The sequence below is a fragment of the Streptomyces sp. NPDC048461 genome (assembly GCF_055587105.1).
On record NZ_JBVJGW010000009.1, the window covers coordinates 165190 to 177342 of the forward strand.

The following is a 12153-nucleotide window of genomic DNA, read 5'->3' on the forward strand; positions in this document are numbered from 1 at the left end:
GGGGCGGATGGCGCCCGGGTGTTTTCCCCGTCTGCGACGATGGGTCCATGCGCGCGCGTTACGGAGTACCCCTGAAGGCTGCTGCCTCAATCGCGGCGGTGGGGGCCGCTGGTGTGGCCTATGCCGCCGGATTCGAGGCGCGGTCGTTCCGCCTGCGCCGGGTCACGGTGCCCGTCCTGCCCCCGGGGATGCGCCCTTTGCGCGTACTCCAGGTGTCGGACATCCACATGGTCGGCGGGCAGCGCAAGAAGCGCGCCTGGCTGCAGTCCCTCGCCGGCCTGCGCCCCGACTTCGTCGTGAACACCGGCGACAACCTCTCGGACACCGACGGCGTGCCGGAGGTGCTCGACGCCCTCGGCCCCCTGATGGACTTCCCCGGGGTGTACGTCTTCGGGTCCAACGACTACTACGGGCCGCGGCTGCGCAACCCCGGGCGCTACCTCATCGAGAAGACGCAGGGCCGGCACGGGCTGAACGGCAACAAGCCGGTCGTCGGCGCCGTCCACAACCCGTGGGAGGACCTGCGGGACGCCTTCGACGCGGCGGGCTGGCTGAACCTCACCAACACCCGGGGCCGGCTGAAGCTGGACGGCCTGGAGCTGGCCTTCACCGGCCTGGACGACCCGCACATCAAGCGGGACCGCTACGAGCGGGTGGCGGGCGGTCCGGAGGCGGACGCCGACTTCTCGATGGCCGTGGTGCACGCCCCGTACCTGCGCGTGCTGGAGTCCTTCACCGCCGACCGGTACCCGCTGATCCTCGCCGGGCACACCCACGGCGGGCAGTTGTGCATCCCCTTCTACGGGGCGCTCGTCACCAACTGCGACCTGGACACGAAGCGGGTGAAGGGGCTCTCCACGCACGAGGCGGACGGCAACCGCGCGTACCTCCACGTCTCGGCGGGCTGCGGCACCAACCGGTACACCCCGGTCCGCTTCGCCTGCCCGCCGGAGGCGACGCTCCTGACGCTGACGCCGGGCACCGGGGACCTGCGGGGGCCGGCCCCCGTACGGTGACGGCATGATCCCGCCGCCGGCCTCCCGCACCCTCGCCGCCGCGACGGGCTTCCGCGCCCTGATCGCCGCGGCGGCGGTGACGGGGATCGTCATCGAGTGCGTCCTCGGCAGCGTGCCCCTGGTGCTGAGCTTCTTCACCATCTGGACGAACATCCTGGTCGCGGCCGTCTTCGCGCTCTCGGCGGCCCGCACCTGGCAGCGGCGGCCGGACGTCGCCCCGCTGTGGAGGGGCGGCGTGCTCCTCTTCATCCTGATCACGGGGCTGGTCTTCCACCTGGTCCTGGACAACCCGTCGAGCCCCTTCAACGTGGCCGCCGAGCTCGACCGGCTCACCGGCGCCAAGGCCGTCGCCAACCAGCTCCTGCACACGGTCACCCCGCTCGGCGCCGCGCTGGACTTCCTCCTCCTGACGGCCCCGCGCACCCTGCGCCCGCGCCACGCCGCCCAGTGGCTGGCCTACCCGCTGGCCTACGTCACCTTCGCCCTGGTCCGGGGCGCCCTCCTGGCCCCCGGCACGAAGGGCCGCTACCCGTACCCCTTCCTCGACGTGGCCCGGTACGGCTACGCGGGGGTCGCGCTGAACGCCGCCGTCCTGGGCCTCGCCTTCTACGCCCTGGGGCTCGCGCTGGTGGCGGCGGACCGCTTCCGCGGGGCGTCGCCCCTGGCCGTGCGCCCGGCCCGCGAAAACCGGATTTCGTCTCCGGCCGGAGGTCCGCTAAAGTAATCGATGTCGCCAGGACAGCACACGCTGCCAAGGCGACGCTCGGGGTGTAGCGCAGCTTGGCAGCGCGCTTCGTTCGGGACGAAGAGGTCGTGGGTTCAAATCCCGCCACCCCGACTTCGTAAGACCAGGTCAGAGACCACCTACTAATTCAGTAGGTGGTCTCTTCTGCGTCTGGGTGACTAACTGAGTGACTACGGGTTCGGGGCGGCCCTGAAGATCTCGTCCATGGCCGTCGCTCCGGTCTGGATCACCGGCCGGATCTGCTTCCGATAGACCGCCTCAGTGACGGCCGTCCCGGAGTGTCCGACCAACCGGGAGATCTCCTCAAGCGGGACCCCGCTGTCGGACAGTAGGGACACGAAGCTGTGCCGCAGCTCCCTCGGGGTCCACTCCTTCGCATCGACCCCTTCGGCGCCGGTGATGGCCTGCCGGAAGGCGCGCCGGACGTTCGTGGAATCCAGCTCCGTCCCCGTCGCGGAGGAGAAGACGAGACCCTTCTCCGTCCATTGATCACCGGCGGCGAGCCGGTCCCACCCCTGCTCCTCGAACTGCTGCCACAGCGCGTCCACGCACCGGGCCGGCAGGGCGATCGTCCGGCGGGACTTCCGGGTCTTCGTGTCCCCGGTGGATCGGACCGACCGCCACACCGCGACGTGCGGCGGCACGGGCGGCACCGCGCCCGGGTCCCCCTTCAGGAAGACGTGATCCCACGTGAGCGCCCGCATCTCCTCCGTCCGGGCCCCGGTGAGCAGAGCGACCACGATGTACGCGTGCGCGGACGTCCCCTCGGCTGCCTTGAGCACCGCCTCGGCCTCGGCCAGCTTGAGCGCCTTCGACGGCCGGCCGGGCTGGCCGGTCGGGATGGCGCACAGCTCCACGATGTTCCGCTTCACCTTGTCCCGGACCATGGCCCGCTTGAGGGCTCGGTTCAGGCAGGAGTGGATCGCTTGCAGGGTGCGCGTGCTGTGCGTCTTCGCCTTCGCGGCCAGCCACTTGTCCACGTCCTCCCCGCTCAGCTCCCGAAGCTTCCGGGCGCCGAGGGCGGGGATGACGTGGGTCCGGCTGAGCGAGGTGCACGTCGCGACCGTGCTGGCGTCACGGCCGGCGAGCCCGTACATGAGCCAGTCCTCCACGGCGTTCGCCACGGTGTAGTTGGTCGGCGCGACCGCCAGCCCGTCCTCGTGGTCGCGGAGTACCTCCTTGAGCTTGTTCTTGGCCTCGGTCTTGGTCTTGCCGCTCCCCTTCCGGACGACGCGCTTGCCGCTCGCGTCGAACCCGAGGGTCACGGTGGCGATCCACCGCTGCCGCGTCTCGTCCCAGTGGAGACCACCGTCTCCCCTGCTGCGGCGCTTGGTCACGTACGCACTCCTGCCTCACGCTCCAGCAGCGCGATGTAGTCGTTGATGGCGGATCGGGTGATGAAGCGGGCCCTGCCCTCGTTGACGGTGCGGAGGCGGCCGGCGCGGATCAGTTCGTAGATGACGGAGCGGCTCATGCTCAAGGCGTGCATGGCGGCTTCGACCTTGAGCAGGACCGGCTCTACCGGCGGCGTGGTCGTGGCGCTCACTGGTTCTCCTTCAAGGCGTGGGAGGAGCGGTGTCCTGCTCGCCGCGGGCGTCGCGGTGCCGGGGGCAGGGGCCCGCATGTGTCCGAGGTGGGGATTTCTGCGTCACCGCGTCAGCTGTGTCACTTGCTGGTCTGACCTGCAGTTTTCGGTGACGTAGCGGATGGATCGTGTGTCACCGGTCTGGGTCACCGTCACCGGGGGGCAACACAGACCGGTGACGCGGGTGACGCGGGTGACGCGTGATGACGTAGCCGTTGGCCGTCTGCGTCACCGACGTACCGGCAGGTCACGGGCCGTTTGGAAGCCGGTGGTGACGTGGGTGACGCAGCGTCTCTTCTCTTAGGAAAAAGAGAGGGGTGGTTTCTGTTGTGGTGCGGTGCGTCTTCGAACGTGAAGAGAGAGCCGCTGCGCGGCACGTCTCTTGCAGCGGCGGCAAGCCGCCGGAACAGCAAGAGGAGCACGCCCCGCCGGGGGTGGGTGCTCCTCTTGCCTATGCCCGGCCGGTCTCGGTGGCGCTGGTTAGAACGCTGCCTCCTGCTGGCCGGGCGGCGGGGCGGTGGGGCGGGCCATTTCGATGTAGCGGGCGGTTTTGGTGCGGCCCCAGTCAACGAGGACGCCGCGGGCGGCCAGGGTGGGTTGGAGGCGCTTGAGTCGGTCGGAGAAGACCTTGCCGGTGGTGGGCCACCCCTTGGGCAGAGGGCGGAAGTCCTCGCCGGCGTAGAGCTGGGTGAGGGCGTGCAGCCACTCGGTGGAGGTCATCTTGACTTCGGCGCCCGGTTCGAGACCGGCGGCGTGCTTGAGGACGGTCTGGGCGAGGAGGTCGCCTTCGATGACGTCGTCGTTGAGTTCGTCCAGGGCCACCCGGTAGGCGCTCAGCGCTCCGAGGCCAGTGGCCGTGTCGAGCTGGGCGCAGAGGTGCGCGAAGTCGGCCATGCGCAGGTCCGCGGGAATGTCGGCCTGCGTGGCACGGACCTGGACGGTGAGGTCGAGGAAGGAGCCGAGGATGACCGGCAGCACTTCCGTGTACTCCGCCCACAGCTCGGCCTCGGTCCGCCGCACGCGGGGCCGTTCAAGGCGCAGGGGGAGGAGGCGTTCGGCGAGGTCGGGGCGGATGACGCCCACGTCGATGCCGGTCAGCAGGAGCGGCCGGCGGTAGCGGGAGCGGTAGACGTCGCCGTCGCTAAACAGCGCGCGCTTGATGCTCTCGGCTCCGGTGACGATGCAGCACATCAGGTCGGACAGGTCCGGGGGCAGGTGGGAGAGGTTGTCGAGTGCGGTGATCCATCCGGCGGCCACGGCCGTGATCAGGTTCTCCTCGTCCTTCGGGGCACGGCGCAGGTCGCCGGTCATGCCCTCTACGATCCGCATCAGCATGCGCGCCGCGGTGGACTTCCCGGCGCCCTGGGGGCCGGTGAGGAACGGCGCGGGGACGGGGACGGACGGCTCCAAGCAGCCGATCACCCAGGCGACGGCCAGGCACTCGCTTTCGGCGCTGGCGTAGTTGCACAACCTGAGCAGTCGATCGATGCCCTTACCCTCCGTGCCCTTCTCAGGGAGGGGGAGTTCCCCGGTGAGCTGGGTCCGGCGCCAGCACACCTCACGCGGGTCGGGGACGCGGATGTCCCAGCCGGTGGGGTGGATCCGGACGGACCGGCCGTCATCGCGGCCCAAGTCGAGCCAGGTCGCGCCGTCGAATCCCGGGGCGACCCGAATGTGGGTGGCCTGGACGTCCTGGCTGAGCGCGAGCGCCTCGATCAAGTCCAACGCCTCCTTGAGGGCGGTGCCGTTGAACACGCCGAATCCATCTCGGAAGAGGCCGACCATGAGTTCTTGGCGGTGGCTGCCGGTCGTGCCCTGGGAGCGGATGGGGCGGGCGACGGGGTGGCCGTTCTTCTGCGCGTAGACGGTGCCTTCGGTGGTGCGGAAGTACCGGAAGTGGTCCTGTGCGTAGTCGGTGATGATTTGCCGTGCCGGGTTCTTCTCGTCCTCGGGCACGATCACATCCCCAATGTGGTGCGGGCGTTGGTCCAGGCGTCCTCGCAGTTCCGGACGGATTCGCCCTTGCCCTGCGCGGCGGTGAACAGGCGCGCGGTGTGGGCCTCAGTCAGGCAGCCGCACCGGCCATGGGCGGACAGCACGGCAAGGAAGGTCCGGTACACGCTCGTGTGGATGGCCTCGGCCGCCGCGGTGATGCGCTGCTCTGCCATGGCGATGCCCCGTTCCAGGTAGACGGGCGAGCGGTGCGGGCACTGCCCGCCCCCGGCTGGCACCGCCACGATGACGGGGCGGGCCCGCTGCACGGTGAGTTCCTTCACCGCGAGCGCGCGCACGTCGTCAGGCAGCGCGGCCATTGTTCCGGTGCCGGGGCCGCGCCAGCGGACGTAGGACATCGTGGACTTCACGTCGACTCCGGGGCGGACCCCGTTCTTCGACTGCATGGCGCCCCGGTAGATCCAGTGCTCGCCCCGCATCGTCGACACGACCGTGGTGGCGGGAAGGGTCTTCCGGGCCCAGGTGATGGCTGCGCTGTCGTCCAGGTCGACCACGGTCAGACCGGCCCCACCCGGGTAATAGGCGACGGCCCCAGCCTGACGCCAGGCGCGGGCCCATGCCGGGCCGGTGATGACGTCCGGGTCGGTGGTGGCGGCGCCCCAGGCGTGGCAGGGGGCCGGGCACTGGCAGGGGCCAGTGGCCTTCATGTGGGGCCGGTCCCCGCACGCCGAGCGGGTGCAGGCCGGGCAGTTCCCGAACGGCTCCTTCCCTTCCCGCAACGGCAGCACGGGCAGGCCGATCTCCGCGAGCCAGAGCGCCGTACGGAGCTGTCCTTGTGCGTTCGTCGGCACGCTCATGACGTGCTCCTGACGCCGCCGTACCCGGCGCACAACGCCGACAGGCGAGGGGGGCGGGCGGTGGTCTCTCGCGGAATGTCTATGGGGTGGGTCATGCTGGGGTTCTCCTGTTTCTGTCGAAGGGACGGAGAGCCGGGGCGGTCGCGGTCTTTGGCGAGAGGCGACCGCCCCGGGCACAGCTACAGGTCGGTGAGCGCGGCGGTGGGGATCTCGTAGACGTCGATGACGTCCTGCACGCCGTGCCAGCGGCCCGGCGTGTGGTGGATGTAGACCACGTGCAGCGGGATGCCGTCGCGGCTCGTGAAGGCGTAGACGTTCACCGCGTCCACGTTCTGCGGGCTCTTACGGGCGCTGCGGAGGTGGGACAGAACCGAGATCACCGTGAGGCGTTCGGGCCGGTACCTGGCCCCGTCAACCTGGGTGTGGAGCGTGGGGTGCTGGGTCGCGGCGAGGGTGGGGCTCGGGCTCATGGAGGGCTCCTTCAGTTGTGGAAGTGGTTGCGCTTGATGACGGCCCGGCGGATGTTGACGACCGTGCTGCCCTTGCTGGTCCCGTGGTTGGTGCCGAGGACCTGGGTGGCGATCCATCCGCCGAAGATGACGGCGGCCAGGATGACGAGCTGCTGGATCAGCGCGGCGACGGCGGTGATGAAGGTGGTCAGGAGCATCAGTCCTCCGCAGGCTGCGGCGAAGCCGATGCCGCCGAGGGCGATGTTGACGGCGAGCGGGTTGATGGCCGGCCGCTCCGCGATGGGCTCGGGGGCCTTCGTGGGGGCGATGGCGTAGCCGGTGATGATGCGGCCGTCCGGGAGCTGGATCGTCTGGACGTCCGGCATCGGGTGCGGCTGCTGGAGAGCGAGCGGTGCCGGTGCCATGGGGACCGGCCGGTGAATCTCGGCGGTCTCCCAGCGGGTCGGGTCGTGGTGGTTCAAGGGGTGCCTCCTACAGGTCGGGTATGGCGTTGATGAGGGAGTTGATGACTTCGTTGACGGCGGGGGCGGCTCCGGTGGAGGCAAGGTAGAAGCCGAACATCACGGCGACGAAGGCGGAGCCGACGCCGAGGGTCTTGGAGCGCAGGAGGAGCGCGAGGAGGAGCCCGAAGAGGGCGACGAGGGTGACGGTGACGGCCAAGGAAGGCCTCCTTGCTCGGGGGTGGAGGAGGAGCTACTTGCGGCGGTTGGCGCGGGCGTCCTCGCGGGCCTGGGCGACCTCGCGGATGCGGTCGATCTCGTTCTCGATGCGCTTGGTGGACTTGCCGCGCTGCTGGCGGCGGACGGCCTTGGCGCCGAGGTAGACGACGCGGGCGAGTTCTCCGAGGCTGTGCGGGTCCTTGTCGGTGAGCGCGAACTTCTCGCGGGCCATGACGGTGCTCCCTTGGGGTTAGCGGGTGCCGGCGCGGTGGATGCGGGCGGCGCGGTTGTGGAGGCGGCGGCCGACGCGGACGCGTATGCCGTGGCCGTGGCAGCGGCGGCAGACCTTGCCGCGCTTGGGTCGTCCCTTGCGGTCGAACTTGAGGAGCTGGCCGACGCCGTCGCACTTGCGGCAGGTGCCGAACGGGGACAGCCAACACCTGACGCCGTAACCAAGGGTGACGACGAGCAGGCAGGCGCTAGCGAGCAGGGCAAGGCTCATTGGGGCCCTCCTGGGCGGGGTTTCAGGGTTTTCGCAGGTGGGCCGCTAGACGCTAGCGACCTGATCAGATGCGGTTTGGGTCGCTAGCGAGGTTGCTAGGTCTAGCGACGTGGGTTGCTAGACCTAGCGGCTCTTCGGGCTACTTCGCGGCCCGGCTCTTGTCACGCTTGGTGATGGCGTCGATGATGTGCTGACGCTCGATGCCGCGCCGGTTGGCGCCCTTGCCGGTCTCCGTCTTGCCCCACACCTGGTCGGTCTTGATGCCGAACGGCTTGAGGACAGCACCGAGCTGGTCGGCCTTCGCGCGGCCCTCCAGCTCGGCCCACGCCCCGTACGCGCCGGGGTCGAGTTCGGCGAGGCGGTCCACGATGACCTCAGACCACACCTTGTCCTCGGAGCGGCCGAGGACGGTGGCGATGTCGTCCAGAACCGCGTCAGCGCTACGGGCCGCGGGCACGTCACCGATCGCGTCGCCGGTCAGGGTGCCCTCCTCCTCGCGCAGGGCGCGGGCGCGGACGAGGATGCTGTCGGCGTCGCGGCCGTCGGCGAGGTAGGTGCGCACGATCCCGGAGTCGTCGCTCATCCCCTTGAGGAGGCCCACGCCCTTGTGGGACTTCAGAAGGCGGGAGGCGTCCAGGCCCTCGGAGTACGAACCGGCGCCCAGCACGACGTCGGACACCTGCCAGGACCCGACCCGCAGGGAGAACCGGGCCTGGTGCTGGTCACGGAGCACGGAGGGGCAGGCCTGGTCGTCGGGCTTCTGGGTGGAGTTCATGACCGAGACCCCGACGGCCGGCGCGACACGGGCGAGGTAGACCAACAGGTCAAGGATGGTCTTGCCGTGGACGGGGTGCTGCAGGTACTCCTGCACCTCATCCAGCACCACGAGGGTGAGGGGCATGTTCATCTTCTTGTCCCGGGACAGTTCCGGGGTGAGCTTGCCCTCGGGGCAGATGTGCAGGGGCAGTTCCGAGAGCCGGTGGTAGCGGTCCTCGACGTCCGCCTTCAGCTCCATGAGGGCGTTGATGAGGTGCTCTACGGGGTCGAAGCCGTTGCGCGGCACGATGCCGAACCCGATCCGGTGCGCGACCTTGGAGAACGACCTCCAGTCCGGCGAGGCCTTCCCATCGAACAAGATGATCCGCACGTACGGATCCAGCGCGGCGGCCAGCACGATGGAGCGAGCAGAGAACGTCTTTCCCTGGCGGGGGACCGCTCCGACCAGGAGAGACAGCCACAGCATGCTGGCCATGACCGGGTTGCCACGCTCGTCCACGCCCCACGGGAACGGCTTCCAGAAGTCCACCCTCGTCGCCCCCAACAGCGGGGTCCGGCCGGCGGGAACGGCGAGCGGGTCGCGGTCCGCGATCCACATCGACACCCGGCGCGCGCTGGTCTCATCGCGGTCCAGGAAGAGCTGGGTGGGCGAGATGTCGATGCCCGAAGCCAAGGGCACGTGCTTCTTGAGCGCGTCCTCGAACGTCTTGCCGTAGGGCAGGTCGACGACGACCCTCCAGCCGTCGCCGTCGCGGCCGATCGGGCGGGGGAAGGCAATGCCCTGGTCCTTGACGGTCAGGCCTGCGGCGGCGAAGGCGCGGGTGATGATGTCGGAGGACAGGCGCCGCTTGCGGAAGGTGACCTTCGCCCGGTCGATGAGCGGCTTGTCCGCCGGGGCCCCGACCACGCCGAGCGTGGTGGTCAGCGCGGCAATGGACAGCATGAGCATCCAGGACGGGGCCATGACGTAGACGGTCAGGGCGGCGGCCAGGCCGACGAAACCGGCGACCGCGGCGACGATGCCGCGCAGGCGGACGCGGTCGTTGCGCTGCCGGGACAGGCTCAGGTACTCCCCCGCGTCCTCGGCCCGGACGGCGGCGAGCCTCAGGTTCTTGCCCTCGGCGTCGAACACCCACCGGCCGGCCGCAGCCGACCAGCGCCAGGCACCGCGCGGGGCGTAGGCCAGGATCTTCGGCGTGTAGACCACCGGCAGCCGAAGCGCGTGGTAGCCGACGAGGGTGGAGTAGTGGCGGACGGCCCACCGTCGGACGGCGGTCCGCTGGTCGGGGAGCTTGACCCAGTCGGGCAGGACCGGCTGACGCGTCTTGTCGTGGGCCTGCATCCACTCCGCCACCGACGGCGGGTACACCTCCCGGGGCGGGTCGACCGGGGCGCCGTCGGCGATGTCGTCCGAGTCGTCCTCGGTGTCGGGGAGTTCGGCCTGCCACTCACCAGGCCGCACCTCCCCCACGCCGGCGGCGTCGGGTCCGGGGGACTTCTTGGGGAAGGGCATCACCTTGGCCGTGTGCTCGTCCGGGCCTTCGGCGTGCGGGAACGGGGTGGTCTCGGTCACGACGGTTCGACTCCTTCGGGGTAGGCGCAGGGGATGCACACGCCGAGCTGGGCGGGGATGACGTATCCGGCATCGCGCCGGCATTCGGGGCAGGTACGGCGGGCGGTGTTGGCCTTGGCCAGCGCGGCGGTCTTGGCCGGCGTCATCGGCCGGACCGGCTTGGCCCGGTCGACGCGGTACAAGAACGCGGCCAACGGGCCGCGCCGGAAGCGCGGGCGGAGCACCTGACCGGCGATGTCCTGGCCGCCGGGTCGAAGCCCGAGGGCGCGGAGCTGACGACGGGTTGCGAGGCCGTCCGGGGCAAGGCGCCAGGGGAAGGTGGGTACCCCGTGGACGGCCCCGGTCGGGTCGAAGCAGCGGGCGAAGGTCAGGCCCATACCTCCACCGCCCCGGCCGCGGTGGCCTGGTCGGTGCGCTCGGCCTTGAGGGTGTCGCGCAAGGTGCGGCCGTTGGCCGAGGAGGTGCGGACCGCCTTGCGGATCGCCTCCGCCGTCAGCTCAGCGTCCGGCCAGTCGGCGGTAGCCGACCGGGCCTCACCGAGGAGCTCGTCCGGGGTCCGAGTCGGTCGGGGCGTCCGCGCCGACTCCGGCACCCGACCAGTCGCCCGACGCGGAGCGTGCTGCACGGCGGCTACCGCCAGCGCCGGGGCCGACTGCGGCAGCCCGACCGGCGCGGGGTCTGCCGACTCGATGGCGGAGAGTTCGGGCACCCCTGCCGGGGCGACGGGGGCCGACTTGTGCAGGTCAGACCCCAACCGATTTACGGTGGGCTAATCTGATTCATCCTGATCTGTGATGCGGGCCGGTCGGTGGTGCAGGACCTTCGCGACGAGGTCGGAGCCGAAGAAGATGGACCCGACCGGGAGCGAAGTCGCCAGCAGCACGAGGACCCAGTTGGCGGGGTCCCAGTCGGCCAACTGCACCCGGCCGCCGCCGTGCAGCTCGGGGACGAGTCCGTGGACGTAGTTGAGGACGAGGGAGGCGACCGTGTACCCGGCCAGCACCCGCAGGGCGAACGTCTTGTCCTTGCCGGTGAGGACAAGGGTGGCGACCAGGGCCAGGGCCATCAGGCCGTCGACCACGAACGGGTAGAGCAGGGCGGCCGTTCCGTCCGCGCCGACCGTCCGCGCCACGTCCCGCTGAGCGTTCCACGAGACCCTGAAGGCCATCGCGACCACGCCGACGAGAGCGGCGACCAGCAACCCCTTGGCGGTACGGTTCATGCCGCACCGCCAATTGCGCGGCGGTGCCGGGCCCAGCCGACGTGCTGGACGCACCAGCCAGCCCCGGCGGCTGCCAGCAGCCAGGCTTCGTGCAGCGCGACGGCGCCCGGTATGGCCACCAGCACGGTCAGCGAACCGGCCCAGATCGCGTAGTGGTCCAAGGCTCGGCGGGGGATGGCGCTCATGCCGCGGCCCCCTTGCGGGAGCGGGTCCGACGGCGGGCCGCCGGCCGGATGAGCGGGACGACGTTGAACAGCTCCGGGGCGTTGGCCTCGATCACCTGAGCGGCGATCCGGCTTACGTCGTCGGGCAGGTCCGGGTTGTCGGCGAGGATGTCGCGGGCCGCGTCCAGGCGGGCCGCGCGCTCCTCGGCGCTCTCCCCCTCCACGCCGAGCCACAGCTCCAGCGGGGTACCCAGGGCCAGTTCGATGAACTCATTCACGCTGACGGCCTCCTGGCCGCCGATGTACGTACGCATCACTGTTCTCCTGAAGTCGAAGGGATGCCGGAGCGGTCGCGGTCTTTTGGCGAGAGGCGACCAGCCTCGGTGTGAAGCCCGAACTCCGCGGCTCCCCTCCACCCCGCCCGTACAGCGCCAAAGGCGCCAGACGGGCGGAGGAGGCAACCGGCCGCAGCGCGACGCTGCGGAAGTCGAGTGCGCGAGCCGTTGTCGCGCTGACCGCCTTTTCAGCTAGAGGAGGCGGTGACCACACTGTTGAGTTCTCAAGGAAAAGCCGGTGGCTCTCCGACGGGTGCGGTAACCCCGAAGGGCTCCCGTAGGAACGGGACACGCC

At 70.4% G+C, this 12153-nt stretch carries 15 protein-coding genes, 1 tRNA gene and 1 pseudogene; 3 read left to right on the forward strand and 14 right to left on the reverse strand.

Features of this window, described 5'->3' with window-relative positions; all coding sequences use genetic code 11:
• Positions 1–47: 47 nt before the first annotated feature.
• The 3 genes from ACZ6S8_RS17940 (at position 48) to ACZ6S8_RS17950 (ending at position 1854) form a co-directional block, all read left to right on the forward strand.
• Entirely contained in the window at positions 48–1016 is a 969-nt protein-coding gene (locus ACZ6S8_RS17940; RefSeq protein WP_469456768.1) for a metallophosphoesterase, read from the forward strand.
• A 4-nt stretch (positions 1017–1020) separates the two neighbouring features.
• The gene (locus ACZ6S8_RS17945) at positions 1021–1740 is read left to right on the forward strand and encodes a Pr6Pr family membrane protein (RefSeq protein WP_469456770.1); all 720 of its coding nucleotides are present in this window, start codon (positions 1021–1023) and stop codon (positions 1738–1740) included.
• Positions 1741–1780: 40 nt separating this feature from the next.
• A tRNA-Pro gene (locus ACZ6S8_RS17950) sits at positions 1781–1854 on the forward strand.
• Between the two features lie 77 nt (positions 1855–1931).
• On the opposite strand, the gene ACZ6S8_RS17955 is transcribed toward ACZ6S8_RS17950, so the two are convergent.
• From ACZ6S8_RS17955 to ACZ6S8_RS18020, 14 genes and pseudogenes are all read right to left on the reverse strand, one after another.
• Positions 1932–3098 (reverse strand): site-specific integrase, encoded by a 1167-nt coding sequence (locus ACZ6S8_RS17955; protein WP_469456772.1) that lies wholly within the window; start codon positions 3096–3098, stop codon positions 1932–1934.
• A complete protein-coding gene (locus ACZ6S8_RS17960; RefSeq protein WP_469456774.1) occupies positions 3095–3307 on the reverse strand; it encodes a helix-turn-helix domain-containing protein in 213 nt (70 codons plus the stop codon). Before ACZ6S8_RS17960 ends, ACZ6S8_RS17955 begins: the two co-directional genes overlap by 4 nt.
• 519 nt (positions 3308–3826) lie before the next feature.
• Positions 3827–5302 (reverse strand): ATP-binding protein, encoded by a 1476-nt coding sequence (locus ACZ6S8_RS17965; RefSeq protein ID WP_469456994.1) that lies wholly within the window; start codon positions 5300–5302, stop codon positions 3827–3829.
• Positions 5303–5304: 2 nt separating this feature from the next.
• Positions 5305–6156: a bifunctional DNA primase/polymerase gene (locus tag ACZ6S8_RS17970; protein WP_469456776.1), complete on the reverse strand. Its 852-nt coding sequence runs from the start codon at positions 6154–6156 to the stop codon at positions 5305–5307.
• A 179-nt stretch (positions 6157–6335) separates the two neighbouring features.
• A complete protein-coding gene (locus ACZ6S8_RS17975; RefSeq protein ID WP_469456778.1) occupies positions 6336–6626 on the reverse strand; it encodes a hypothetical protein in 291 nt (96 codons plus the stop codon).
• Between the two features lie 11 nt (positions 6627–6637).
• Positions 6638–7087 carry a hypothetical protein gene (locus ACZ6S8_RS17980; protein WP_469456780.1) on the reverse strand — a complete coding sequence of 150 codons (450 nt, stop codon included), beginning with the start codon at positions 7085–7087 and terminating at the stop codon, positions 6638–6640.
• Positions 7088–7097: 10 nt separating this feature from the next.
• Positions 7098–7286 (reverse strand): hypothetical protein, encoded by a 189-nt coding sequence (locus tag ACZ6S8_RS17985; RefSeq protein WP_469456782.1) that lies wholly within the window; start codon positions 7284–7286, stop codon positions 7098–7100.
• Between the two features lie 33 nt (positions 7287–7319).
• On the reverse strand, positions 7320–7517 hold the full coding sequence (locus ACZ6S8_RS17990) for a hypothetical protein (RefSeq protein ID WP_389691604.1): 198 nt from the start codon (positions 7515–7517) through the stop codon (positions 7320–7322).
• An 18-nt stretch (positions 7518–7535) separates the two neighbouring features.
• Positions 7536–7787, reverse strand: coding sequence for a hypothetical protein (locus tag ACZ6S8_RS17995; protein WP_469456784.1), 252 nt, complete (start codon positions 7785–7787; stop codon positions 7536–7538).
• Between the two features lie 139 nt (positions 7788–7926).
• Positions 7927–10137 carry a cell division protein FtsK gene (locus ACZ6S8_RS18000; protein WP_469456786.1) on the reverse strand — a complete coding sequence of 737 codons (2211 nt, stop codon included), beginning with the start codon at positions 10135–10137 and terminating at the stop codon, positions 7927–7929.
• Positions 10134–10514 (reverse strand): RRQRL motif-containing zinc-binding protein, encoded by a 381-nt coding sequence (locus ACZ6S8_RS18005; protein ID WP_469456788.1) that lies wholly within the window; start codon positions 10512–10514, stop codon positions 10134–10136. The genes ACZ6S8_RS18000 and ACZ6S8_RS18005 overlap by 4 nt, the downstream gene beginning before the upstream one ends.
• Positions 10505–11359 (reverse strand): annotated as a pseudogene (locus ACZ6S8_RS18010) (DUF2637 domain-containing protein). Before ACZ6S8_RS18010 ends, ACZ6S8_RS18005 begins: the two are co-directional and overlap by 10 nt.
• The gene (locus tag ACZ6S8_RS18015; RefSeq protein ID WP_469456790.1) at positions 11356–11544 is read right to left on the reverse strand and encodes a hypothetical protein; all 189 of its coding nucleotides are present in this window, start codon (positions 11542–11544) and stop codon (positions 11356–11358) included. Before ACZ6S8_RS18015 ends, ACZ6S8_RS18010 begins: the two are co-directional and overlap by 4 nt.
• A complete protein-coding gene (locus ACZ6S8_RS18020) occupies positions 11541–11837 on the reverse strand; it encodes a hypothetical protein (protein WP_469456792.1) in 297 nt (98 codons plus the stop codon). The genes ACZ6S8_RS18015 and ACZ6S8_RS18020 overlap by 4 nt, the downstream gene beginning before the upstream one ends.
• Positions 11838–12153: the final 316 nt, after the last annotated feature.

What these genes read in the sequence shown, in the direction of transcription:
- ACZ6S8_RS17940 (WP_469456768.1), top strand. Translation starts at nt 48, where the DNA reads ATGCGCGCGCGTTACGGAGTACCCCTGAAGGCTGCTGCCTCAATCGCG.
- ACZ6S8_RS17945 (WP_469456770.1), top strand. Translation starts at nt 1,021, where the DNA reads ATGATCCCGCCGCCGGCCTCCCGCACCCTCGCCGCCGCGACGGGCTTC.
- ACZ6S8_RS17970 (WP_469456776.1), bottom strand. Translation starts at nt 6,156, where the DNA reads ATGAGCGTGCCGACGAACGCACAAGGACAGCTCCGTACGGCGCTCTGG.
- ACZ6S8_RS17975 (WP_469456778.1), bottom strand. Translation starts at nt 6,626, where the DNA reads ATGAGCCCGAGCCCCACCCTCGCCGCGACCCAGCACCCCACGCTCCAC.
- ACZ6S8_RS17990 (WP_389691604.1), bottom strand. Translation starts at nt 7,517, where the DNA reads ATGGCCCGCGAGAAGTTCGCGCTCACCGACAAGGACCCGCACAGCCTC.
- ACZ6S8_RS17995 (WP_469456784.1), bottom strand. Translation starts at nt 7,787, where the DNA reads ATGAGCCTTGCCCTGCTCGCTAGCGCCTGCCTGCTCGTCGTCACCCTT.
- ACZ6S8_RS18005 (WP_469456788.1), bottom strand. Translation starts at nt 10,514, where the DNA reads ATGGGCCTGACCTTCGCCCGCTGCTTCGACCCGACCGGGGCCGTCCAC.
- ACZ6S8_RS18015 (WP_469456790.1), bottom strand. Translation starts at nt 11,544, where the DNA reads ATGAGCGCCATCCCCCGCCGAGCCTTGGACCACTACGCGATCTGGGCC.
- ACZ6S8_RS18020 (WP_469456792.1), bottom strand. Translation starts at nt 11,837, where the DNA reads ATGCGTACGTACATCGGCGGCCAGGAGGCCGTCAGCGTGAATGAGTTC.